The 21,273-nt window shown below is 56.2% G+C and carries 20 protein-coding genes; 4 read left to right on the top strand and 16 right to left on the bottom strand.

The window, feature by feature from the left end; translation table 11 throughout:
* Positions 1-110 precede the first annotated feature (110 nt).
* Entirely contained in the window at positions 111-1,820 is a 1,710-nt protein-coding gene (locus AACY26_RS03015) for an amidase (RefSeq protein WP_339510827.1), read from the bottom strand.
* A gap of 552 nt (positions 1,821-2,372) precedes the next feature.
* On the opposite strand from AACY26_RS03015, the gene AACY26_RS03010 reads away from it, so the two are divergent.
* Positions 2,373-3,002 (top strand): MarC family protein, encoded by a 630-nt coding sequence (locus AACY26_RS03010; protein WP_339510825.1) that lies wholly within the window; start codon positions 2,373-2,375, stop codon positions 3,000-3,002.
* Between the two features lie 100 nt (positions 3,003-3,102).
* Entirely contained in the window at positions 3,103-3,561 is a 459-nt protein-coding gene (locus AACY26_RS03005; protein ID WP_339510823.1) for a GNAT family N-acetyltransferase, read from the top strand.
* A 31-nt stretch (positions 3,562-3,592) separates the two neighbouring features.
* On the opposite strand, the gene rlmF is transcribed toward AACY26_RS03005, so the two are convergent.
* The 9 genes from rlmF to AACY26_RS02960 all read right to left on the bottom strand — a co-directional run bounded on the left by rlmF (position 3,593) and on the right by AACY26_RS02960 (position 14,221).
* Entirely contained in the window at positions 3,593-4,609 is a 1,017-nt protein-coding gene (gene rlmF, locus AACY26_RS03000; RefSeq protein ID WP_445261261.1) for a 23S rRNA (adenine(1618)-N(6))-methyltransferase RlmF, read from the bottom strand.
* A 72-nt stretch (positions 4,610-4,681) separates the two neighbouring features.
* Complete coding sequence (locus AACY26_RS02995) at positions 4,682-5,242, bottom strand: VTT domain-containing protein (protein WP_339510821.1); 561 nt, start codon at positions 5,240-5,242, stop codon at positions 4,682-4,684.
* 33 nt (positions 5,243-5,275) lie between these two features.
* Complete coding sequence (locus AACY26_RS02990; protein WP_339510819.1) at positions 5,276-5,578, bottom strand: winged helix-turn-helix domain-containing protein; 303 nt, start codon at positions 5,576-5,578, stop codon at positions 5,276-5,278.
* Positions 5,579-5,604: 26 nt separating this feature from the next.
* The gene (gene nhaD, locus AACY26_RS02985) at positions 5,605-6,981 is read right to left on the bottom strand and encodes a sodium:proton antiporter NhaD (protein ID WP_339510817.1); all 1,377 of its coding nucleotides are present in this window, start codon (positions 6,979-6,981) and stop codon (positions 5,605-5,607) included.
* Between the two features lie 330 nt (positions 6,982-7,311).
* Entirely contained in the window at positions 7,312-8,763 is a 1,452-nt protein-coding gene (nhaC, locus tag AACY26_RS02980; protein ID WP_339510815.1) for a Na+/H+ antiporter NhaC, read from the bottom strand.
* 71 nt (positions 8,764-8,834) lie between these two features.
* Positions 8,835-11,687 carry a valine--tRNA ligase gene (locus AACY26_RS02975; protein ID WP_339510813.1) on the bottom strand — a complete coding sequence of 951 codons (2,853 nt, stop codon included), beginning with the start codon at positions 11,685-11,687 and terminating at the stop codon, positions 8,835-8,837.
* Positions 11,688-11,806: 119 nt separating this feature from the next.
* Positions 11,807-12,229 (bottom strand): DNA polymerase III subunit chi, encoded by a 423-nt coding sequence (locus tag AACY26_RS02970; protein WP_339510811.1) that lies wholly within the window; start codon positions 12,227-12,229, stop codon positions 11,807-11,809.
* A gap of 8 nt (positions 12,230-12,237) precedes the next feature.
* On the bottom strand, positions 12,238-12,657 hold the full coding sequence (locus tag AACY26_RS02965) for a DNA polymerase III subunit chi (RefSeq protein ID WP_339510809.1): 420 nt from the start codon (positions 12,655-12,657) through the stop codon (positions 12,238-12,240).
* Positions 12,658-12,730: 73 nt separating this feature from the next.
* Complete coding sequence (locus AACY26_RS02960; RefSeq protein WP_339510807.1) at positions 12,731-14,221, bottom strand: leucyl aminopeptidase; 1,491 nt, start codon at positions 14,219-14,221, stop codon at positions 12,731-12,733.
* Positions 14,222-14,365: 144 nt separating this feature from the next.
* Between AACY26_RS02960 and lptF the strand changes: the two genes are divergently transcribed.
* Both lptF and lptG read left to right on the top strand, forming a co-directional pair.
* A complete protein-coding gene (lptF, locus tag AACY26_RS02955) occupies positions 14,366-15,487 on the top strand; it encodes an LPS export ABC transporter permease LptF (protein WP_339510805.1) in 1,122 nt (373 codons plus the stop codon).
* The gene (gene lptG, locus AACY26_RS02950) at positions 15,480-16,541 is read left to right on the top strand and encodes an LPS export ABC transporter permease LptG (protein WP_339510803.1); all 1,062 of its coding nucleotides are present in this window, start codon (positions 15,480-15,482) and stop codon (positions 16,539-16,541) included. Before lptF ends, lptG begins: the two co-directional genes overlap by 8 nt.
* A gap of 55 nt (positions 16,542-16,596) precedes the next feature.
* On the opposite strand, the gene AACY26_RS02945 is transcribed toward lptG, so the two are convergent.
* From AACY26_RS02945 to AACY26_RS02920, 6 genes are all read right to left on the bottom strand, one after another.
* On the bottom strand, positions 16,597-17,091 hold the full coding sequence (locus tag AACY26_RS02945; RefSeq protein ID WP_339510801.1) for an RDD family protein: 495 nt from the start codon (positions 17,089-17,091) through the stop codon (positions 16,597-16,599).
* A gap of 340 nt (positions 17,092-17,431) precedes the next feature.
* Positions 17,432-17,644, bottom strand: coding sequence for a cold-shock protein (locus AACY26_RS02940; RefSeq protein WP_010486675.1), 213 nt, complete (start codon positions 17,642-17,644; stop codon positions 17,432-17,434).
* 300 nt (positions 17,645-17,944) lie between these two features.
* Entirely contained in the window at positions 17,945-18,406 is a 462-nt protein-coding gene (locus AACY26_RS02935) for a DUF2489 domain-containing protein (RefSeq protein WP_445261258.1), read from the bottom strand.
* Positions 18,407-18,413: 7 nt separating this feature from the next.
* Positions 18,414-18,605, bottom strand: coding sequence for an SEC-C metal-binding domain-containing protein (locus tag AACY26_RS02930; RefSeq protein WP_010486680.1), 192 nt, complete (start codon positions 18,603-18,605; stop codon positions 18,414-18,416).
* A gap of 6 nt (positions 18,606-18,611) precedes the next feature.
* Positions 18,612-19,109, bottom strand: a complete 498-nt coding sequence (locus tag AACY26_RS02925; protein ID WP_339510799.1) for an LEA type 2 family protein — start codon at positions 19,107-19,109, stop codon at positions 18,612-18,614.
* A 169-nt stretch (positions 19,110-19,278) separates the two neighbouring features.
* On the bottom strand, positions 19,279-21,090 hold the full coding sequence (locus AACY26_RS02920; protein ID WP_339510797.1) for a monovalent cation:proton antiporter-2 (CPA2) family protein: 1,812 nt from the start codon (positions 21,088-21,090) through the stop codon (positions 19,279-19,281).
* Positions 21,091-21,273: the final 183 nt, after the last annotated feature.

Here is a 21,273-nt window from a genome sequence, read left to right as displayed (position 1 = left end):
ATGGGTAATGCTGCGCGCTCTAGCGGGTTCTGCATCTTTGCATTAGCACAAGTAGCTAAGGGCCGATGGCACATCAAGGGCCTGTTTCGACCCTTGATGGCTGTGGCGTATCAGCGCTGTTTCAGCGGTGGCGTGCGCGGTGGGATCAAGCGTTTCGAGCCGGTGGCTTCGTATGCAGAAGCCAAGCTCAGCAGCGCAGAATCATCATAAGCGCGACCGGCAAAGGTTAGTCCTGCAGGCATGCCGATGTCGGCCAGCACGCCCATTGGTACCGTAACTGTCGGCACGCCCAGGTGGCGAATGGCGAGGTTACCGTTGGCGACCCAGACACCGTTGCTCCAGGCGATGTCCGCAGACTTGATATTCACATCCGCATCCGCCGGGCCAATATCGGCCACTGTTGGGAAAATCACCGCATCAAGGCCGAGTTGATCCATCCATTGCTCAAGATCGGTGCTGCGAATCTGCTCAAGCGCACGCAAGCCGTCTGGCAGGGTGGTGATCTGATCCCAGGGGATAATGCCGTTCTTGGCCATGCGCACGTATTCATCCATGCCCGCGGCCAGGTCGTCTTCCCGGTTTGGCAGGGTGCCAGGGTCGTGCGGGAAGATTTGCGGGCCATCGACATCGGCCAAGCGGTTCAGCTTGGGATCGCCGTTGGCTTGCAGAAAGTCATCGAAAGCCCAGGCCGAGAGCTCCCACAATTCATGATGCATGTAGTTCTTGGGTATCAAGGCGCGGGTGAATACCGTGGGCGTGCCCGGGCGATCACCTTCGCAGTTGGAGATCATCGGGAAATCGACTTCGATCACTTCAGCGCCAGCGGCTTCAAGGGTTTGTCGGGCTTGCTCCCAGAGCGCGATCATCGAGTCGCGGGTGATGATTTTCTGGCCGGTAGGCCCGCCAATTCCCGGTTTCTCCGAGGTGCCGGCGTCGGGGTCGGCGTTGATATACATGCGCGGCACACCGAAACGCTTACCGGCTAGCGCAGCGGGATTGGAAGCGAGGCTGGGGTAGGCGACAGGCCGCACCGAGGAGGCGGCAGGGATTGGTACCCAAGGTTGCATCCGCCACAGATCACCGCGTGTTTCGGGGTCATCGGCGACGATGATATCCAGCACTTCAAGCAGGTCGGCCATGGTTCGCGCGTAGGGCACGACCACATCCATGGTGGGCGTTAGCGGCCAGTTGCCACGTACCGAGATGACCCCACGCGACGGCGTATAGGCGCATAAACCATTATTGGATGCAGGGCCGCGACCGCTGGACCAGGTTTCCTCGGCAAGACCAAAGGCTGCGAAGCTGGCGGCCGTGGCCGTGCCCGCGCCATTGGATGAGCCAGAGGCGAAGGGTGCGGTTAGGTATTCACCATTATAGGGGCTTTCCGCACGACCATAGACACCGCGCTGCATGCCGCCGTTGGCCATGGGCGGCATATTGGTCTTGCCCAGGCAAATAGCCCCGGCAGCGCGCAGGCGCTCCACGGTGAAGGCGTCGCGATAGGCAACCAGGTCCTTGAACGCCGGGCTGCCAGAGGCGGCAGTGAGGCCTTTAACCAGGTAGCTGTCCTTGGCGGTATAAGGGATGCCGTCGAGCGGGCCGAGGGTTTCGCCACGGGCGCGGCGCTCATCCGAAGCCTGGGCTTCTTTCAGCGCATCAGGGTTGCGCACCACCACCGCATTGAGCGCAGTTGGTGTGTTTGTGCCGTCGTAGGCTTCAATGCGCTCAAGGTAGGCTTGTACAAGCTCAACAGCGGTGGTTTGGCCGGATTCGAGCGCGGCTCGCAACTCGGCAATGGATGCTTCGGTTACTTCGATCATGCGGGCTCCACTGGCGGCAGGAGGGTTGTGCAGCGGTATTGTGCTGCGTCATCTGGCTATCTTAACGCTAGTCCTACTGTCGACGACTGTTTAACTAATTGATCAACTCGGACAGTTTACCGGTCAGTAAGCTGCTCGCCGAGTGGCTGATTAATTTAATAAGCTCAAGCTGCAAGCTAGGCAGCCAAACAGGCGAACTTCACTGATACCCAATAGGCGGGCAATAGCAAAAAGACCCGAAAAATAGATTTTGGGTCGAGGATGATTCCCCAATTCCGATTCGTTGATACGAAGACAGGTTTAGTGCTCTGGCGAAGAGCTCGTCACCCAGATGAGTTGCTCGCCAGCCCTAACTTTTGGATGGTGTGCCGGTATTTGCTGACAACTGCGTAAGAAGTGCGATTGTAATATGGGCGATAGCCATTCTCGTAGCGGCTAGAAACAAGGAAGCAAGCGGGGGATTTGACCGGTTTGTCGCTTTCAACATCAGCAGGGACTGGAGTCCGCCAAAGAGACATGGCGACTTCGCAACCGCCTTAAAGGAGCAATGCTATGGGCATGGAAATGGATATGTACGGTCGGCTTATTACGATTTTTCTCGGTTTTTTTGCGATCACTAACCCGATCCCCAATACGGCGGTGTTTGCTGGCTTAACCCGTAAAGTAGACAACGCTGAGCGTTACCGGATTGCGGTTAAATCCACGCTGATTGCTTTTGGTGTCGTGGTGTTTTTTTCATTGCTGGGTAAAACGCTGTTTCACCTGCTAGGTATTACGTTGCCAGCCTTGCGTATTACTGGCGGCATCTTGGTTTTTATCATCGGTTATCAAATGCTGCAGGGGTATAACTCGACCTCTCATTCCGAAGATGACGGAGATACGGATATTGCAGTAAGCCCCATTGCCGTTCCTATTCTGGTGGGGCCGGGTACTATTGCAACCGCGATGAATTATTCGGCCTCCGAAGGTTCCATGGGGGCGATCATGGCGATCTCAATGTATGCACTGCTCGGGCTGATCACGTTTTTTTGCTTTATTTTTAGTGCGCGTGTGGTGGCGATCATCGGCGGCAACGGCTTAAAGATCATTACTCAATTAATGGGGTTGATACTGGCGGTGATAGGCATCCAGTTGCTGATTGCCGGTATTTATGAGGTGGTCACCATGACTGGTGACCTGTAGTTTGATGCAACTTCGCTAAAGCACGCATTTAACATTGCAGCGCCAAACTCGGCTGGTTGTCAGTCGGGACTACATGCTCCGTACACACAACAGGGTTTTTATGCTGCGAATGGATTGGCTGGAAAATCAGATGCATCACTGCGACACCTTGGCCGAGCGTCTGTATCAACAGTTCAGCTATGAGTACGTTGGGCAAAGTCTCGCTCAGTGGCAGCAGGAGTTTGCGGCGGGGCAGGCCGATGGCAGTTGGAAGTCCCTGATTGTCACCGATGGCGATCAATTGCTTGGTGGTGCGGCGCTCGCCCAGGATGATTTATCCAGCCGTCCTGACCTTGGCCCCTGGCTTGCTTGTGTATTGGTTGCGCCCGAGGCTCGGGGTCAAGGCCTGGCTGGGCGCTTGATTGAGGGTATCTGCAACCATGCGCGAGACTCAGGAATCACAACCCTGTATTTGCATACCCACGACAAAAGCGATTACTACGCCAAACGCGGCTGGAATGTGCTGGAGCGTTTCGAAGGCTGGGGCAAAGAGCAATGGCTGATGTCACGAGAGCTGTAGCCGCTGTTAAAACGTCGCCTCGGCGCTTATTTCAGTGCCAGCGGCTTTTGACCCAATGGGCTTGCTGTTCCTTGCTCAAAAATGTCCAGGCAACAAACCGGCTTTGTTTCTGGCCTTGAGCCATTTCCACTGTACGGACTTCTTGCGCGCCAATCTTGTTGAGTGCGCTGTAAACCCCGCCAAGATTGCCTGCCTTGGAGATCAGCGTGCTAAACCACAGCACCTGTTGCCCATGGTTGACGCTTTCGTTGATCAGGCGCGCGACAAATGCAGCCTCGCCCCCTTTGCACCACAACTCTGCAGCTTGGCCACCAAAATTCAGTACCGGTAATTTGCGCTTGGGATCGAGTTTGCCCAGGTTGCGCCATTTGCGGGTGCTGCCGCGTGTTGCTTCGTCCGCCGAGGCGTGGAAGGGTGGATTGCACAGGGTGAGATCGAAGCGATCATCGCTGCTGATCAGACCGTCCAGAATATGGCTGCTGTCTGTTTGCAGGCGCAACTCAATGGCCGCGTCGAGGCCGGGATTTGCGTTGATGATGGCGCGTGCCGAGTCGATTGCATTGCTGGCGATGTCTGAACCGACAAATTGCCAGTTGTATTCGCAGTGGCCGAGCAACGGATAAATACAGTTGGCGCCTACACCGATATCCAGCGCTTTGACGTGCGCGCCACGCGGTATTTCTCCGGCGTTGTTTTTGCCCAGCAAGTCAGCCAGGTAATGCAGGTAATCAGCGCGCCCCGGAATAGGCGGGCACAGATAATCGGCTGGAATATCCCAGTGCTGGACGCCATAGAACTGCTTGAGCAAGGCACGGTTAAACACCTTCACCGCCTCGGGATTGGCGAAGTCGATACTTTCCTTGCCGTACGGGTTAATGATCACGAAGGCGGCAAGCTCCGGGCTGGCCTGGATCAGGGCCGGAAAATCATAGCGCCCTTGATGACGGTTACGCGGATGCAGTTGCCCCTTGGCTTGATCAGCTTTTTCGGCGGCTGGTTTTTTAGTGGCCGGCTTTTTAGCAGCGGGGCGTGCAGGTGGGCGAGGCATGGTAATCCGTAAACAAGGTGGCGAGCGGGGCATTATTCACATTGAGCTGCTAATGGCCAGCAGTCTTGCGGTTTAACTGATGTGCAGCACCTTGGCCAGATAGTCGAAAAAAATGCAGTAGAGCGCAATCGGCAGCGGTAAGCCAAGAAGGGTGCCGAGTACGTAGTGGCGCATGCGTACGCCGGAAAGTGCCAATGTGTAGTTCAGCGCTGGCAGTGTTTGCATCAACATGCGCAAGGCAATGATGCTTGTTAGCGGATGCTTATCCAAACCTGCCAGCAGGCGCTTGGCCAGGCGGTTGTCGATTTCGCGCAGGGCATCGCCACCAATAAAGCGAACGCTCAGGTAAGTCAGCATGCAGGAGAGGCACGCCGCTACATAAGTCGCCACGCCGCCCCACAGCCGACCAAGTGTCAACACTGCGGCAGCCAGAAATATCCAGCCAGGAATCTGGATCAAGTTACCCAGGGCGAATAGAAGGGAGAAGAGCAACAGCCCGGCAAACTGATGCATCGCAATGACCGACTTGAGTCCTTCAAGGCTGAACTGCTGGCGAATGCCCAAGGCTTCGCACAATGCAAACAGTGCGATTAAAACCAGCACAACCAAGAGTATGCGTTTGCGTCCGTTCATTTTTCAGCGGTTCCCGCGTTTACTAAAAGCCGACTAGGGGTAGTTCAGGGCCTGCTTGATGGCCTTGAGGTTAGCGCCGATCCAGCGTTTGTCGATGGCGCCCCAATCGCGGATCACGTAATGCCCGGCATTGTTGCGGGTGCCGGGCTGCTGCTCAAATTCACAGCTGATATCAAGCTCGGCCAGGGCATTAACCGTGTCTTGCGCCGTGCGCCGGGGCATACCGGTGGCGTCCATCAGCGCAGGAATACTCGCCGCGCTGCCAGTGTCGATCAGCCAGGCGACATACAGGCGCCGGTAAAAACTGCTTTTGGTTTTGCTGATCGCCTGGGGCATGCACGGTTCCTTCAAGTTCGTCGGTGTCAGCTTAGCGCAGCAATGGCGATATAAGTCGCAGCACCGGCAATGTAGCCCAGAAATGCCAGCACGCTGATGGTTTTCAGGTACCAGATAAAGTTGATGCGCTCCATGCCCATCGCCGCAACACCCGCGGCCGAGCCGATGATCAAGCAGCTGCCGCCAGTACCCGCGCAGTAGGCCAGCAACTCCCAGAAGTCGCCATTGATGACAAAGCTCTGCAGCCAGCTCATGTCGTCGCCTGCACTGGCGATCGCTACAGGGCTTACCAGCGGATACATTTTCATTGCGCCGGCAACCAGTGGCACGTTGTCGACTACAGATGAAAGCAGGCCGATGGCAATGTTGATCGCGTAGATATTGCCCAGGCTTTCTTTCAAGGCAACAGCAACCTGAGCCAGGTGGCCGGCAGTGGCCAGGCTTGAGACAGCCAGCAAGATCCCGAGGAAGAACAATACGCTGGTGGTGTCGATGCAGCGCAATACGCCAATCACTGACAAGGGATGTTTATCTTCCGAGTTTTTGCCGCGATGAATGATTTCGGTCACCACCCACATGACGCCCAGACCGAACATGATGCCCATGTAGGGCGGCAAGTGGGTCACGGATTTAAAGACCGGCACGAACAGCAGTGAGCCAAGGCCGATACCCAGTACCAGGTTTCGTTCGAAAGGAGTGGTTGGGTCGCGATGGCTTTCCAGCGATTCGTATTCAGGCGGGCGCTCGACTTCACCTTTGAGGCGGAAACTCAGGTAGATCAGCGGCACCATCAAGCACACCAGGCTTGGGATAAACAGGTTGACGATGATGCTGCTGGCACTTATCTGGCCGCCAATCCAGAGCATGGTGGTGGTCACGTCACCAATTGGCGACCAGGCGCCACCGGCGTTTGCGGCAATGACCACGATACCGGCGAAGAACCAGCGGTCTTTCTGGTCATCGATCAATTTGCGTAGCAGTGAAACCATGACAATGGTAGTGGTCAGGTTATCCAGTGCTGCCGAAAGGAAGAAAGTCAGCAAGCCAACCAGCCATAGCAGGTTGACCCGCCTGTTGGTCTTGATCCGGTCAGTCACGGCTTTAAAGCCTTCGTGGGCGTCGATAAGCTCGACTATGACCATGGCGCCGAGCAAGAAGAACAATATCTCGGAAATCTCGCCGAGGTGCTCACGCAGTTGATGAACGACATAGCCCGAGTTGTCGCCATGGGTCACGTTGATGTTGGTGATGGCTGGCAGAATTGCATCTGCGCCCAGTACCAGTACTGTCCAGCAGATCACAGCGGTCAACAGCGCCGATGCGGCTTTATCGATTTTCAGTGGATGCTCGAAAGCAATACACAGATAGCCAAGTACAAAAACACACGCCATCAACACATACATGATCAGAATTCCAGAGTTCGGTCCGGTATGGCGACCCTCGACAGCTGACAATCAAGCGGCTGGCTATGATGGATCAAGGCGGTTACCGCGACACGGCACACCAAACACAGAGGCTTGTTGGCTGGGCGCTGTGGCCTGATCTTCATGGGGTACGCGCGTACTGGACCTGGGCTTTTTACCAGCGTTAAAACGCCAAGGGCTCTTGATGCGGGGGAGAAGATGCCTGATTTACAACCCGTATGGGAAGGGTTTTATCGGTAAAATTTGCCTGTGTTTGCAGTTAACGGCGCGGGCTCGCATCGTGCGGAGCCTGCGCCGGGCGCTGATCTGTCAGTCGACTTGAGCTTGTGCGGTCGAGGTATCCGCTTGCGGAGGGGCGATAAAGGCCAGGCTGATGGCGAGCAAGGGCATCAATAAATTGAAAAAACAGTAGGGTAGATAGGTCAGCGTCGAGACACCAAGGGTCGCGGCCATGTAAGCACCGCAGGTGTTCCACGGCACCAGAACCGAGGTGAGCGTGCCGCCATCTTCCAGCGCGCGGGACAAATACACCGGCTTGATGCCGCGCTTTTCATACTCGGCGCGGTACATGCGGCCGGGCAAGACCAGCGCAATGTATTGGTCGGCGGTAATGATGTTGGTGCCAATGGTGGTGACAACTGTGCTGGCGATCAGGCTGCTGGTGCTCTTGGCCAGATGAATGGTGCTTTCCAGCAGGCGCTGCAACAGGCCGAGCTTTTCCAGCACGCCGCCAAAGCACATGGCACAGATAATCAACCAGACCGTGGTCAGCATGCTGCCCATGCCGCCTTTGGAGAGCAGGCCGTCGAGCGCCTCATTGCCGCTGTGTGATTCATAACCGGCAAACAACGCTGTCCAAACTGTCTTCAGGCTGGCCAGGTTGCCTGCGCTTGGGTCTGCCAGGCGGCTCATGACCTCGGGCTGGAAGATCAGCGCAAACACTGCGCCCAGCAAGGCGCCGAGAAAGATCGCCGGGAAGGCTGCCCATTGGCGCACGGCCAGGAACAACAGGAAGGCGACCGGTAACAGCAAATGCCAGCCAAGGCTGAATTGGCTTTCAAGTGCATCGAGTACCTGAGCGATGCGCCCGGTGTCATGGCTTGCCGAAGCTTGCTGGCCCAGTACAAAGAAAATCACCAGGGCGATGATCAGCGCTGGCACTGTGGTGCGCAGCATCAGGCGAATATGGGCGAACAGGTCGGAGCCCGCAGCGGCGGGCGCCAGGTTGGTGGTGTCAGACAGCGGCGAAAGCTTGTCGCCAAAATAGGCGCCAGAAATAATCGCCCCGGCGGTAATCGCCGGATCAAGCCCCAGCCCCGAAGCCACGCCCATCAAGCCAATGCCAAGAGTGCCCGCAACCGTCCATGAGCTGCCAATCGACAGGGCGGTGAGGGCGCAGATGATGCAACTGGTCACGTAAAAGTATTCAGCCGAGATCAGCTTCAGGCCCAGCCAGATCATGGTCGGCACGGTGCCTGCGAGAATCCAGGTGCCAATCAGTGCGCCAACGGCGAGCAGGATCAGGTTGGCTTTCATGGCCAGGTGGATACCGGCGAGTATGCCTTCTTCAATATCCGCCCAGCGGAAACCATTTTTCATGCCGACCAGACCTGCGACAAAGGCCGCGCTCATCAGGGCGATCTGGTTGGGGCCGCTGGAGGAGCTGTCACCGAACAGGTAAACCGACAGGCCAAGCAAGACAATCAACACACTGATGGGGAGCAGTGCATCGAGTAGGGAAGGGGAGCGAGTGTTAGACATTTGGGTACCGGTTAAAAACAATGAGGCCCGCGCCTTATCGGTCGCGGGCCTCATTGGCTGTTGCAGTTGGATTATAGCGAGGCGATACGCGTGCGTTGTTCAGCCAGCTTGCCGAGTGCCTGTTCGGCTTCGGCCAGTTTGGCGCGCTCCTTGTCGATTACCTCGGCCGGTGCCTTGTCGACGAAGCCCGCGTTGCCGAGCTTACCGCCGACACGTTTTACTTCACCTTCGAGGCGCTGGATTTCCTTGTCCAAGCGGCCCAGCTCAGCGGCTTTGTCGATTAGACCGGCCATTGGTACCAGCACTTCCATGTCGCCCACCAGTGCGGTGGCAGACAGTGGCGGCTCGTCACCGGCGGCCAGAATGCTTACTGATTCCAGCTTGGCCAGTTTGTTGAGCAGCGGCGCGTTGTCTTTCAGGCGGCGCTGGTCTTCACTGCTGGCGTTCTTGAGGATGATGTCGATGCGCTTGGCCATGGAGATGTTCATCTCGCCACGGATCTGGCGCAGGCCAAGCATCAGGGCCTTAACCCACTCGATATCACCTTCAGCCGCCGCGTCGATGCGCTCTTCATTGGCCACAGGCCAGGCTTGCAGCATGATGGTGTCGCCCGTCGCTCCGGCTTGGGCCTTGATCCGCTGCCAGATTTCTTCGGTGATAAAGGGCATAAACGGATGAGCCAGGCGCAGCGCCACTTCAAGTACGCGAATCAGGGTGCGACGGGTGCCGCGCTGACGTTCGATCGGCGCGTTCTCGTCCCAGAGCACAGGTTTAACCAGCTCCAGGTACCAGGCGCAGTATTCGTCCCAGATGAACTCGTACAGCGCAGATGCCGCGAGGTCGAAGCGGAAGGCATCGAGGTGACGGGTGACATCGGCTTCGGTGCGTTGCAGCTGCGAGATGATCCAGCGGTCAACCGAGGACAACTCCACCGCTTCACCATTGATGCCGGTGTCATGGCCGTCGGTGTTTTCGATGACGAAGTTGGCGGCGTTCCAGATCTTGTTGCAGAAGTTGCGATAACCCTCGACCCGGCCCATGTCGAACTTGATATCACGGCCAGTGGAGGCCAGTGACAAGTTGGTGAAGCGCAGTGCATCGGTGCCATAGGCGGCGATGCCTTCAGGGAATTCAGCACGGGTCTGCTTGGCGATCTTCTCGGCCAGCTTGGGCTGCATCATGCCGCTGGTACGCTTGGTCAGCAGGCTTTCGAGGTCAATGCCGTCAACGATATCCAGCGGATCAAGGACGTTGCCCTTGGACTTGGACATCTTCTGGCCCTGACCGTCGCGCACCAGACCGTGCACATAGACAGTCTTGAACGGAACCTGCGGGGTGCCGTCTTCGTTCTTCACCAAATGCATGGTGAGCATGATCATCCGGGCAACCCAGAAGAAGATGATGTCAAAACCCGTGACCAGCACGTCGGTCGGGTGGAAGGTCTTGAGGAACTCAGTCTGCTGCGGCCAGCCGAGCGTCGAGAAGGTCCACAGGCCGGAGCTGAACCAGGTGTCGAGTACGTCTTCGTCCTGGCGCAGGGCTACATCAGCGCCCAGGTTATTTTCACTGCGCACTTCGGCTTCGTTACGACCAACGTAGACATTGCCTGCATCGTCATACCAGGCCGGAATACGGTGGCCCCACCACAACTGGCGGCTGATGCACCAGTCCTGGATGTCACGCATCCAGCTGAAGTACATGTTCTCGTATTGCTTGGGTACGAACTGGATGCGGCCATCTTCAACGGCGGCAATCGCAGGCTCAGCCAGGGATTTGGTCGACACGTACCATTGGTCTGTCAGCCACGGCTCGATGATGGTGCCGGAGCGGTCGCCTTTCGGTACTTTCAGGGCGTGGTCATCAATGCTGACCAGCAAGCCAGCGGCTTCAAAGGCGGCAACGATTTGCTTGCGCGCCTCGAAACGATCAAGACCGGCGTATTCAGCGGGCAGACTGGTGTCGACATCCGCGTTGACGCTGCCATCAACATTGAACGCTTGGACCTGGGCCAGCACCGCTGCGTTCTTGTCGAAGATGTTCAGCAGCGTCAGGTTGTGACGTTTGCCGACTTCATAGTCGTTGAAGTCATGCGCCGGGGTGATTTTCACACAACCGGTGCCGAATTCAGGGTCGCAGTAATCATCGGCGATAATCGGGATGCGTCGGCCAACCAGCGGCAGCTCAACGAAACTGCCGATCAGCGATTTGTAGCGTTCGTCTTCGGGATGCACTGCCACGGCGGCGTCGCCGAGCATGGTTTCCGGGCGAGTGGTGGCGACGATCAGGAAGGCATCGCCTTCAGCGGTGGTCTTGCCGTCGGCCAGGGGATAACGCAGATTCCACAGATGACCTTTCTCGTCGTGGTTTTCCACTTCAAGGTCGGAAATCGCCGTGTGGAACTTGGTGTCCCAGTTGACCAGGCGCTTGCCACGATAGATCAAGCCATCTGCATGCAGGCGCACGAAGGCTTCTTTAACCGCATCAGACAGGCCGTGGTCCATGGTGAAGCGCTCACGCGACCAGTCGACCGATGAGCCGAGGCGACGGATCTGGCGGGTAATGGTGCCGCCGGATTGTTCTTTCCATTCCCAGACTTTCTCCAGGAACTTGTCGCGACCCAGGTCGTGACGGCTTACCCCGTCGGCGGCCAGTTGGCGCTCGACCACCATCTGCGTGGCAATGCCCGCGTGGTCGGTGCCCGGCTGCCACAAGGTGTTGCGGCCTTGCATGCGGCGGAAACGAATCAGCGCATCCATGATCGAGTTGTTGAAACCATGGCCCATGTGCAGGCTGCCGGTGACATTTGGCGGCGGAATCATGATGGTGTACGGCTGGCCCGAACCCTGCGGGGCGAAGTAATTGTTCGCTTCCCAGTTCTGGTACAGGCTGGTTTCAATGGCGTGCGGCTGGTAGGTCTTGTCCATGCGCGGCGGGACCCTTTTGACGGCTGATCGGAAAAGCCGACAAGTATAGCGGGGAAGGGGGCTGTGGCGTAAGTCCAAGCTGAAGCTTGCAGATACGCGGCTTTATCCGCGGTGGGTGATCAAGGGCAGCGTGGCGGCAATAGACGGCTCAAGCGCGCTTCAAGACGCGATTTCAACTCGGCTTCTATCTGTGGCACGAAATCGTCGATCACATCCTGCAGGATCAGTTGCGCGGCATTGCGCAGCTCGGTGTCGAGGCGATTGATCTCGCTGTCGCGGCCAATCGACTGGCGTACGGTCGCACGCAGGGCGTGCTCTGTTGTGTGGTCTTGCTCAGCCATGCTTGTCGGTTGGGCAGGCGCCGCGTTGGCTTGCGGTGCGTGCTCGACGATATCCGAGAGCAGTGGAATGGAGTCCGGGTCTAGCGAATCCAGGTCGAGAGGCGTCGATGCTTCGCTGTTTTCATCACCCAGCAGCTCGCGGATCGACTCCAGATCGTCGAGCAGATGTCCTGATTTGTGCGGCGGTTTAGGTGTGTCCATTAATCTAGCTACAGTTCAACTCGTTTTGGATCATAGCCACGCTGGCGGTAGCTACGGAAATTTTCCCGGCAAACGGTTAGTAAGTCAGGCTGTTGGTTGACGATTTCGATGATCCGGCTGAAGCGTTCAACATGCGGGGAAATCGTGGTGTTGAGGTTGATCAGAACGCCTTGTTGGGCGCTTGGTTCCTCATCGACGCCAATTACCACGGGGGCAAGCGGATCGTCACTGTGTTGGTTGTGAGGGATGAAGCAGTCTTTCTTGAACAGCCACATCTGTTCATCCAGCTCGGCGCACTGGGCAGTGTCTGCCGCGCGTACAAATACCGGCAAACCATGACGCCATGCCTTCATCGCCAACTGGCACGCAGCGCGCAAGCGGTCTGCGGGGCGGTCGGTTGCGAGTACGTAGAATTCGATTCGGCTCATGGGTCCATCAGTAGAGTGTTCGGTGGATTAAAGCCCGGGCCGCGTGACGCGTCCCGGGCCTTGCGCGCCTAGTTTACGCTTTAGCGCGGTCCAACAGGTACTGGGTCAGCAACGGAACAGGACGGCCGGAAGCGCCTTTGTCCTTGCCGCCGCTAATCCAAGCGGTACCAGCCACGTCCAAGTGAGCCCAGTGGTATTTCTTGGTGAAGCGCGACAGGAAGCAGGCTGCGGTGATGGTGCCCGCTTTTGGACCGCCAATGTTGGCAATGTCGGCAAATGGGCTGTCCAGTTGCTCCTGGTATTCATCAAACAGCGGCAGCTGCCATGCGCGGTCATCGGCTTGCTGGCCCGCGCTGAGAATTTGTTGCACCAGTTCGTCGTTATTGCCGAGCAGGCCCGAGGTGTGTGCGCCCAAGGCAACGATGCAGGCGCCGGTCAGGGTGGCGATATCGATAACCGCTTGCGGCTTGAAGCGTTCCGCATAGGTCAGGGTGTCGCACAGCACCAAGCGGCCTTCAGCGTCGGTATTGAGGATCTCGACCGTTTGCCCGCTCATGGTGGTGACTATGTCGCCCGGACGCGCGGCGCCACCGCTTGGCATGTTCTCGGCGCAGGCGAGCAGGCAGACCAGGTTGATCGGCAGTTGCAGCTCAAGCACTGCCTTGAGGGTGCCGAATACGCTGGCGGCGCCGCCCATGTCGTATTTCATCTCATCCATGCCAGCCGCTGGCTTGATGCTGATGCCGCCGGTGTCGAAGGTGATGCCTTTGCCGACCAGTACGAATGGCTTGTCGGTTTTTTTCCCGCCTTGGTAATTCATCACGATCATGCGTGGCGGTTGGTCGCTGCCTTGGCCCACAGCCAGAAACGCACCAGCGCCCAGGGTTTTGAGCTTTTTCTCGTCGAGGATCTCGACCTTCAAACCCTTGTAAGCCTTGCCCAGTTCCTTGGCTTGTTCTGCCAGATAAGTCGGGTGGCAGATGTTTGGCGGCATATTGCCGAGGTCTTTGGTGAATGCCATGCCTGTCGTGATGGCTTTGGCGTGCAGGCAAGCGAGCTCGGTTTCGGCCTGGTCAGCCTTTTCAGTGATCAGGGTGACTTTCTTCAGGGCGCTTGCCGGGGCTTTCTGGCTCTTGAACTGGTCAAAGCTGTACTCGCCATCAGCCAGGGTTTCAACCACTAAACGTGCCTTGGCGTAAGCGTTGCGACCCTTGACGCTGAGTTCGCCGAGGGCGAAGACTGCATCGCTGCCGCCAAGATTTTTCAAAACAGCCTGGGCAGAACCGATCAATTTGCGCAATTGACGGTCAGAGAGTTCGGCTTCTTTACCGCAACCGACCAGCAAAACGCGTTCTGCTTTAATATTGGCAAGGTTGCGTGCCAGCAGTGTCTGACCGACTTTGCCGGTAATATCGCCACTCTTGAGTAATGCGCTGATCGCGCCAGAGCTAGCGGTATCAATGGATTTGGCGATTTCACCGAGTTTACGGCCTTCGCCGACAGCGATAACCAATGTGGCAGTTTTGAGTGTTTCCGCACGAGCGCTTTTGACAATAAATTCCATGGAATGGTGTCCTCAAGACAACGGGTCGGTATTGCTGGATAATAGCGGCAATTAATTTAGTGATTCGCCTGTTGGGCGAATTGGCAAACAGTGTGGCTAGTTTGAGCGTAGCTACCTGAGCCTGACAACCCTGGAGTGTCTGGTTTGATCGTCTTCCGTTATTTAGCCCGTGAAGTGTTGACTACATTGAGCGCTGTAAGTGCTGTGCTCTTGGTGATCATCATGAGCGGTCGCTTCATCAAATACTTGGCCCAAGCTGCCCAAGGTGCGCTGGATCCAAGTGTTTTGTTTTTGATCATGGGCTTTCGCTTGCCCGGATTTCTCCAGCTGATTCTGCCGCTGGGTTTGTTTTTGGGCTTCCTGCTGGCGTATGGGCGCTTGTACCTCGACAGTGAGATGACGGTGCTCTCGGCGACCGGCATGAGCCAGCAACGGCTGATGATGTATTCGTTGGCCCCGGCAACGCTGGTCGCGCTGTTGGTTGCATGGTTGAGCCTGGGGTTGGCGCCACAGGGCGTTTCCCAAGTGGCGCGCATCCTCAATGAGCAAGACGCCCTGACAGAGTTCGATACGCTGGTACCCGGGCGCTTCCAGTCGATGGGTGAAGGCTCTCGGGTTACCTATACCGAAACTTTGTCGAATGACCGCAGTGAGCTCGGCGGTATCTTTATTTCTGAAAAGCGCCTGTCATCCGATGGCGAGAAAGATCGCGGTATTACCGTACTGGTCGCTGAAACTGGCCGTCAGGAAATCCAGGAAGACGGCAGTCGCTACCTGATTCTGGAAAATGGTTACCGCTACGACGGTAATCCTGGGCAGGCCGATTACCGGGCGATCAAATATGATGAGTACGGCGTACTGCTACCCAAACCCGAGGTCAGCGCTGATGTGAGCGAGCGGGAAGCAGTGCCGACCCGAGAGTTGATTGGCAGTGATGACCAGCGCTACAAATCAGAGCTGCAATGGCGTATTTCGCTGCCAATCCTGGTGTTTGTGGTGACCTTGATGGCTGTGCCGCTGTCGCGAGTGAATCCGCGCCAGGGCCGGTTCCTCAAGTTGCTTCCGGCCATTTTGCTGTACATGGGTTACCTGTCGATCCTGATTGCCGCACGCGGCGCGTTGGACAAGGGCCGTATTCCTTACGGCCTCGGTTTGTGGTGGGTGCACGGGGTGTTTATCGCGATTGGTTTGTTATTGCTCTATTGGGAACCCATACGCCTGAAGTGGGCCTCTCGTCGTAGTTCGCAGGAGATCGCCCGTGGTTAAGTTGGATCGCTACATCGGCAAGCAGGTATTTCTCGCCATTCTCAGTGTGTTGGGGATTATTGTCGCATTGGCCTTGCTGTTCGCATTCATCGATGAGTTGGGTGATGTCGATGAAAAGTACGGCCTGGCTGATGCGGCCTGGTATGTATTTTTGACTGCGCCACGGCGCACCTACGAAATGCTGCCGATGGCGGCCTTGATTGGTTGCCTGATTGGTCTTGGCAGTCTGGCCAGCAACAGTGAACTGACCATCATGCGCGCGGCCGGGGTTTCTATCCGGCGTATCGTCTGGGCGGTGATGAAGCCGATGCTGGTGCTGATGTTCGCTGGCATTCTCATTGGTGAGTACTTGGCGCCATGGAGCGAGAACATGGCCCAGGCTGACCGAGCCATGGCGCAGGGCGCAGGTGATGCGCAAAGCTCCAAGCGAGGCCTGTGGCACCGTCAAGGCGAAGAGTATGTGCACATCAACGCCGTGCAACCCAATGGCCTGCTGTACGGGATCACGCGTTATCAGTTTGATAAAGAGCGTCACTTGGTGTCTTCGAGTTTTTCTCGCAAGGCGCAGTTCAAGGGTGACCATTGGCTGCTTGAAGGTGTCACCACCACGCATTTCAAGGAGCGCAGCACCGAGGTGGTCAAGGCGCCGACTGAACGTTGGGATGTCGAGCTTAACCCGCAGTTGCTCAGCACTGTCGTGCTTGAGCCGGGCGCATTGTCAATCACCGGGCTTTGGCAATATGCCGGTTACCTGGCTGATCAGGGGTTGAATAACAGCCAGTACTGGTTGGCGTTCTGGACCAAGGTTTTACAACCTATTGTCACTGCGGCCCTGGTCTTGATGGCTATTTCGTTCATCTTCGGTCCGTTGCGCTCGGTAACCCTCGGACAGCGGGTGTTTACTGGCGTGTTGGTCGGTTTTGTGTTCCAGATCGCCCAAGACCTGCTCGGGCCTTCGAGCCTGGTGTTTGGCTTCTCGCCGCTGTTGGCGGTACTGGTGCCCGCGGGTATTTGCGCCATCGCTGGCGGCTGGCTGTTGCGCCGAGCGGGTTAGCAGATGAAAAAAAGCCGGCGCTCACTGAACTGAGCGCCGGCTTTTTTCTGCCTGATTACTTCTTGTGGATGTTTTTCGGCAACTGAACGGTTTGGCTTTCCGAGTAGATCTCGTGCCAGGTCCGGTGCTGTTTATCAATCAGCACCCAGAAGAAGCCAAGGCCCAGGCACAGCCAGGATGCGATCGAGACCATAAAGCGCAGCAGTGCTTGCCACAGGCTAATGGCCGTACCGTCGGCGTTCTGCGCGCGCACGCCCCAGACCTGCATGCCAAGGGTCTGCCCATTGTAGGTCCAGAACTTACTGAAGAAACCAAACAGGCAGATAAACAACAGGGTTGAAAGGAGTGGATCACCATCCAGGGCGCCCGAGTCAGACATCTGCTGGAGTTGTTCGGCTCCGTAGAAGCCCATCAGAATCAACTTGTAGATGAATGTCACGACGATGAGCAGCGCAACACAGAGTAAAAAGTCGTAGAACATGGCGGCAAAGCGGCGAGGCAGCCCTGCTGATGGAAAGTCGCCCTGAGGGCTGAGTTGACGTTTTTGCATGGTAACCCGCAAGTATGTAGCACCTTAGGAAGCTTCAGAAAAACTACTGCGTTAGGTATCACGGTGTTAAAAACTGCTCACAGCCCTAAGGCTGAACGAACTTCAGTTGGGCAGCCCTTGCTGCGGCCCCGAAGGGGGTGAGCAAAGCGAATCAAATGCTCATTTAGAACAACTAAAGTCGAGCGCGACCCCGGTCGCTTTTTCGCACATTTTACTCGCTGGCGCTTGCCCTTCGGGCCAGCCTTTGGCTGTTACTCCCGTCGCTCGCTACCTTTTTCAGAGGTTCCTGCCATAAAAAAACCCCTGATGTTGCCATCAGGGGTTCTTCAAAGCGGCAAGATTATTCCTGGACTTGAACCTGGTCAGCTTGCATGCCTTTTTGACCTTGTACAGCTACGAAGCTGACTTTCTGGCCTTCTTTCAGGCTCTTGAAGCCGTTACCTTCGATAGCGCGGAAATGTACGAACAGATCCGGACCGCTTTCTGGAGTGATAAAACCAAAACCTTTCTCGTCGTTAAACCACTTGACGGTACCGTTCTGACGATTCGACATTTTTTATTCCTTGAAACTTAAAGTTGATGACAGCCTCCTCATAATAGAAGGACTGAGACTGGTTGCAAGGAGAATTAGCTTTCGGGAGGGATGTAGCGGATCGTAAGGATCTACTGCATCAGGCCACGATCGACTGCGACCCATGCAAACACAGTTAAATAACTCTACGCTAACTACATGGCAAATGCCAACCCCTTGCGCACCTTAGGTCTGTGCAGGGTTTGGCCTAGTCCAGCTGCGGGTTCGCAGGTCGTTGCGGCCGATCTTCAGATGGCTGATTGTTGGGGTGTTTTGTGGGTATCAAACGCTGGTGCGCCAGGACGCAATTGCGTCTAGCAGCCAGCGCGCAGACTCGCGGGCCTGGGCCTTGTGCTGCAGTTCCAGCTCACTGAAGTTTTTTTCATGCTGGCGACGGCTGGTTTTATCCAGCGCTTTCCAGTCGGCATGAGTCGGGACGTGCGCTGTGGCTTCATAAAGCTGATGAAAGACTTGGCAATGCGAGTCCTGACTAAGACTAATGTCGAAGTTGTCGAGTAGTACCTTAATTCGAATGGCCCCTTCAATCAGCGGCAGTTGCCCGTCAAGCAAGCTGCTGGCGAGAATTTTTAAATCCTCGCCAAGCCGCTGTTGCTGTTCGGCGGCCGCGCTGCGTTGCTGAGATTGTATCGACCAGACTTTGCGCCACAGGGACAAGGCGTAAAACCCAAGGCCAATAACCAAGGCAACAGCGACGCAGATCAGAACCACTGAAAGCATATTCATGGATTAATCACGCGCCGTGGCACTTTTTGAATTTTTTCTGGCTACCGCAGGGGCAAGGATCATTGCGGCCGATATCTTTGAGCTGGTTGCGCACTGGCTCTTGATGATTGCAATGGGGGCCGTGCACATGGCCATGGTGATGGTCGTGATCGTGGTCGTGATTGCAATCAGGGCCATGGACGTGAGGTTGTTGGGTCATGCAAAACTACTCCGGGATGAAATCTCCGGGGATTATCTCGCCATTTCGCATCATGTGCACGCTGCGACCGAACAACATTCCGGTTTTAACTTCACCTTCGAGCCGGTAGCGGATGGCTTCGTCGGGATGTTCAAGCATTTTTACGATCTGGCGAACATGTCGCCACAGGTTGGTGCGCACCAGAATTTCAAAATAATGCTGGCCGTTGGCAGGAACGGTAAACCAGACATCAGATTCGCCTTGAGCGAGTTTCATATCATTGAGGAATACCACGTAATCAATGCCGCGAACGGGCAAACTCACGTCATTCGGGTTTTTGATATGAAAACGTAGCCGGAATTGCTGCTCAAGCAATTTTGCCTTGATTACTTCAACCTTGACCAGACGAACATCGGGGTCTTTAAAGTTGCCAGTCAGCCATGTAGAACAACCGTTCAAACTGCTGATGAGGCCAAAAATTAAAACTAGGCTGAACGTTCTTATAATGAATGCCTGATAAGCCATTTTGTACTCCGTAAGACGCCCAGTGTAACAAGCAACCGCTTGGGTGCAAGCTGTGTAAGCTTAAAAACCTGCGCCATTGTGAGTCAAAATCAGGTCAGAAATGTTACTGCTTAATTTCCAGCATCTTTAACTGACGCGCCACAGGCTTTTAGTGTCGTGCTCCTAAGGCCTATTCCGTTTTGGGCTTTTCATCGACGCTGTCAGCTTTAAACAATGTTTCCAGTTCCGCTCGGGCTTCGCGTGCTGTTTGCATCACGGCTTCCTTGTTGCCATGCACACGGTATTGGGCTTCAAGCACTTGTTCGTCATGTTGCTGGAAGCGGCTGATGAGTTTGTCTGCCAGTGCGTCTTCAATGCCTAGGCCAAGCAGCGTCAGGCGGCTCATTTCGAGACTGGAGTAGAAGGTTTCACGAACCGGTTTGGCTCCTGCGTCGATCAAGCGGTATACATGACTTCGGCTGCGTGCCCTGGCAATTACTTTGACCTTGGGGTAAAGCCGGTGCACCAGTTCGACTGCCTTGAAGTTGATGTCTGGATCATCCATCGCAGCGATGAAGTATTCGGCATGCGCGGTTTGTGCCGCGCGCAAAATCTCGGGGCGCAATGGGTCGCCATAGAAAATGGGCATATCCCCGCTCAGGCTGCGTGATAGCTCGATGGTTTCTACCGAGGTGTCCAGGGCGATGAAGGGAATGTGCTGCGCCCGCAGGATCCGCGCAACGATCTGGCCCATGCGCCCGCAACCGGCGATCACGACGCGCGGCTGATCGATGTCGATGTCCATGTTGCTGTATTCGTCCGGGACTTCCTTGACAGCCGGTTTTTCCCTCAGCAGGCGCGCCACGAGTAAGATCATCAGCGGCGTGAGGGCCATCGACAAGGTGATGGTTAAAATCAGTAAGTCATACAGCGCCGGTTCAAACAGTCCTTGTTGACGGGCCATTCTGAATACCACAAAGGCAAACTCGCCGCCGGCCGCCAATACGATGGCCAGGCGCACCGCGCTTTGTTTATTGAGCCCGCCAATCAGCTTGCCGACCAAGAGCAAGATCGGCATTTTCAGCGCAATCAAAAGCAGGGTCAGGCCGATAACGGTGATGGGCTGGGTCAGTAGCAGGCTGATGTCTGCGGACATGCCCACGCTGATAAAGAACAAACCGAGTAACAAGCCCTTGAATGGCTCAATCTGCGATTCGAGTTCATGGCGGTATTCGGAGTCCGCGAGCAGCAGGCCGGCCAGAAAGGCACCCAGTGCCATTGAAATGCCGACAAGCTCCATCAACCAAGCTGTGCCAAACACCACCAGTAGCGCTGTTGCAGTCGATACTTCCTGCAAACCGGTTTTGGCCACGGTGCGGAAAATCGGTCGCAGCAGATAACGACCGCCTATAACGACCAAACCAATACTGGCGACCACCTTGAGTAACTGCATCAGGTCGATACCACTGGCGGCATCGGCCCCGCTGAGTATTGGGACCATGGCGATCAAGGGGATTGCAGCGATATCCTGGAACAGCAAAATAGCAAAGGCCAGGCGTCCATGGGGACTGGTGAGCTCCTTGCGCTCGGCCAGTATCTGCAGGCCAAACGCCGTGGATGACAGGGCCAGGCCCAGGCCGAGTACCACCGAGGTATTGAGGGGTTGAGCGAATAGTTGCCAGGCGACCAGGCCGATGATCAGGCCGGTCAACACCACTTGGGCCATACCTGCGCCGAATACGGCCTTGCGCATCACCCAGAGTCGGCGCGGAGAGAGCTCGAGGCCAATAATAAACAGCAGCAGGACGACGCCGAGCTCTGAAATATGGCTGACTTGTTCCGGGTTGGTGATCAGTCCCAATACCGGTGGGCCAATCAATACACCCGCTGCCAGGTAACCCAGCACCGCCCCCAGTTGCGAGCGCTTAGCCAGTGGTACCACCAGTACGGCTGCTAGCAGGAAGACTACGATGACCTGTAATGCGCTGCCTTCATGAGGCATTTTCTTTTCCTTGAATAAATTGACATTGAACGTCCGCAATAATCAGGGGCGCACCTGTGCGCAGCACATTGCATAAGCGCAGATGTTCGACACTGACATACTGGGATATCGGCAAATTGCGCGACACAGCGCACAGCTTGAAGCTCCTGTCAGCGCATTTGCAATGAGTCGCGGCAGCATTGC

The sequence above is a fragment of the Pseudomonas sp. RL_15y_Pfl2_60 genome (assembly GCF_963970595.1).
GTDB lineage: Bacteria > Pseudomonadota > Gammaproteobacteria > Pseudomonadales > Pseudomonadaceae > Aquipseudomonas.
This window is presented reverse-complemented; position numbering and strand designations above follow the sequence as displayed.